Origin of the sequence: Herbaspirillum sp. B65 (assembly GCF_000333555.1) — a bacterium.
Classification (GTDB): domain Bacteria; phylum Pseudomonadota; class Gammaproteobacteria; order Burkholderiales; family Burkholderiaceae_D; genus Herbaspirillum; species Herbaspirillum rubrisubalbicans.
In genome coordinates this window covers 1-3209 of the sequence record NZ_BADI01001169.1, presented here as the reverse complement: position 1 = coordinate 3209, position 3209 = coordinate 1, and the positions used below count along the sequence as shown (strand labels likewise).

Genomic DNA, 3209 nt, shown 5'->3' with positions numbered 1-3209 from the left:
CGGCAATTACGACTACCAGAACAAGTTTTTCCCCGACGACACGAAATATTACTGCCCCGCCCCGCTGGATGAGGAACTGACGCGCCACATCCAGGATCTGGCGGTACGGGCTTTCAATGCGCTGGTTTGCCGCGGCTGGAGCCGGGTGGACTTCATGTTGCGCGAGGGGGATGGCAAGGCCGAGCCTTACCTGATCGAAATCAATACCTCGCCCGGCATGACTGGCCATTCGCTGGTGCCGATGGCGGCCAAGGCGGTGGGCATGAGTTATGAAGATCTGTGCTGTGAAATTCTGCAGATGGCCGCGCTGGACATGAGGCCATCCAAGGACTGGACGCCGCAGGTGGCACAGTCGTGATGGCACAGGTTTAAGGAAGCACGCGTCGATGTGGCAGGACGTCAAGATGCTCAACGCCATCAGCAGTGCGCTCTTTGCGCTGGTGCTGCTGGCCTTGCTGGCATCCGGTTTATGGTGGGTGGCGCAGCGGCCGATGTTTACGCTGCACACGATACGCATTGAGAGCGCCAGCGACTTGCCGCTGGAAAAGGTCAATGCGTTGACGGTGCGGGCGACCGCGGTGCCGCGCATCCACGGCAATTTCTTCACTGCCGACCTGACGGCGGTGCGGGCGGCCTTCGAGGCCGTGCCCTGGGTGCGCAAGGCCATGGTGCGGCGTGAGTGGCCGGACCGGCTGGTGGTGAAGATCGAGGAACACAAGGCCCTGGGTACCTGGGGCGAAGATGGCAAGTTGTTGTCGCAGAAGGGTGACGTGTTCACCGCCAACCTGGCCGAGGCCGAGGACGACGGTGACCTGCTGGAGTTCGATGGCCCGCCCGGCAGCGAGAAGCAGGTGGTGGCGCGGCTGGCGCAGTTTCGCCAGTGGTTTGCGCCCATCAAGCTGGAGCCGGAGTCGGTGGTGCTGTCCAATCGCTATGCCTGGACCGTGCGGCTGGACAATGGCATGACGGTGGAGCTGGGACGTGAACAGGGCGACGCCATCTTGAAGGAACGTGTGGCGCGGCTGGTGGCGGTATATCCGCAACTGATGGAACGATTGCAAGGAAAGATAGAAAGCGTCGACTTGCGCTATCCCAACGGGATGGCCTTGAAGGCGGATGGCCTGGTGCTGGCGGCAATGAACGGGAAAAAGAAATAAGCGGAACGCTATGACAAAAGACGCAAAAAATCTGATCGTCGGTCTTGACATCGGCACCTCGAAAGTGGTGGCGGTGGTGGCCGAGGTGCTGCCCGATGGCCGCCATGAAGTGATCGGGCTGGGGCAGTCCGAATCCAAGGGGCTCAAGAAAGGCGTGGTAGTCAACATCGAGGCCACCGTCGAGTCGATCCAGCGTGCGCTGGAAGAAGCTGAGCTGATGGCGGACTGCAAGATCCGCAATGTCTACACGGGCATTGCCGGCAGCCACATCCGCAGTTTCAATTCCAGCGGCATGGTCGCCATCAAGGACAAGGAAGTGACCGCGGCCGACGTCTCGCGCGTGATCGAGACCGCCAAGGCGGTCAACATCCCGACCGACCAGCAACTGCTGCATACGGTCCCGCAGGAATTCATCGTCGACAACCAGGAAGACGTGCGCGAGCCCATCGGCATGAGCGGTATCCGCCTGGAAGTGAAGGTGCATATCGTCACCGGCGCCGTCTCGGCGGTGCAGAACATCGTCAAGTGCGTGCGCCGCTGTGGCCTGGAAGTGTCGGACCTGATCCTGCAACCGATGGCCTCGGCCGATTCGGTGCTGACCACCGATGAGCGCGAGCTGGGCGTGGTGCTGGTCGATATCGGTGGCGGCACCACTGATGTGGCGGTCTTCACCGAAGGCGCGATCCGCCATACCGCCGTGATCCCGATTGCTGGTGACCAGATCACCAACGATATCGCCATGGCCTTGCGCACGCCGACCCTGGAAGCCGAAGAGATCAAGCTGCGCTATGGCGTGGCCAAGCAGATCCTGGCCGACCCCACCGAGACACTGGAAGTGCCGGGCCTGGGGGACCGCAATCCGCGCACCTTGTCGCGCCAGGCGCTGGCCGCCGTGATCGAGCCGCGGGTGGAAGAGCTGTTCGCGCTGGTGCACCAGGTGGTGCGCGAATCGGGTTACGAAGAAGTGCTGTCCTCGGGCATCGTCTTGACCGGTGGCTCGGCCATGATGCCGGGCATGACCGAACTGGCCGAAGACATCTTCCTCAAACCGGCCCGCCTGGGCACGCCCGAGTACAGCGGCCAGTTGGCCGATGTGGTGCGCAGCCCGCGTTACTCGACCGTGCTGGGTCTGTTTGCAGGAGCCAAGAAAGCATACCTGCGCGGTTACATCGTGACCCGTCAGGAAGGGTCGGTGAAGGCGGTCTGGCAGCGTATGAAGGAATGGTTCCTGGGCAATTTCTGAAGCGGCTGCGCAGGCGCTTGCGCATGACCGGTAGTGAATGCATCAGGATGTAAAAGCATTGGTAGTTGCTGGCGTATCAGTTGTAGGGTTCAGGCAGCAAAAAATGACAAGAATGGCAGCAAACTGGCAGGACAGTTTTTTTAGAATAGCGGTATCAAGGCATGACTCGCAGCAGTGGCAGCATCGGCAGCATACGCATCAAAAAGCAATAACAGGGAATTGAACCTCTAGACAGCAGTGGTCAGTTGCTAGTCGTCACACCGCGTGATGCCTATCAACTGCCAGCTGCAGGACACATATATTTTAAGGAGTCATCATGGAAATCGATATGGTCGACAATGCGACGCTGGGTACGATCATCAAGGTCGTGGGCGTTGGCGGTGCTGGCGGCAATGCCGTGCAGCACATGATTAACAAGGGTGTGTCCGGCGTCGAATTCATCGCCGCCAACACGGATGCCCAGGCGTTGAAGCAATCCAAGGCGCACAACGTCATCCAGATCGGCGACACTGGCCTGGGAGCAGGGATGCAGCCGGAAATCGGCCGCCGCCTGGCCGAGGAAACCCGCGCCCGCATCGAAGACTCCCTGCGCGGCGCGCACATGGTCTTCATCGCGGCCGGCATGGGTGGTGGTACCGGCACCGGTGCTGCTCCGGTGGTGGCGCAAGTGGCCAAGTCGCTGGGCGCCCTGACGGTGGCCGTGGTCTCCAAGCCGTTCTCGTATGAAGGCCAGAAGTGCATGGACATCGCCGATGCCGGTCTGGAAGAGCTGTCCCAGCACGTCGATTCGCTCATCATCATCCTCAATG

At 61.0% G+C, this 3209-nt stretch carries 2 protein-coding genes and 2 pseudogenes; all 4 read left to right on the top strand.

Going from position 1 to position 3209, the window contains the following annotated elements:
* Positions 1-358, top strand: a pseudogene (locus I5W_RS28155) (D-alanine--D-alanine ligase); the annotation flags it as partial.
* 28 nt (positions 359-386) lie between these two features.
* Positions 387-1157, top strand: a complete 771-nt coding sequence (locus I5W_RS28150; RefSeq protein WP_044531741.1) for a cell division protein FtsQ/DivIB — start codon at positions 387-389, stop codon at positions 1155-1157.
* Between the two features lie 10 nt (positions 1158-1167).
* Positions 1168-2400, top strand: coding sequence for a cell division protein FtsA (gene ftsA / locus I5W_RS28145; protein ID WP_044531740.1), 1233 nt, complete (start codon positions 1168-1170; stop codon positions 2398-2400).
* Positions 2401-2716: 316 nt separating this feature from the next.
* Positions 2717-3209, top strand: a pseudogene (locus I5W_RS28140) (cell division protein FtsZ); the annotation flags it as partial.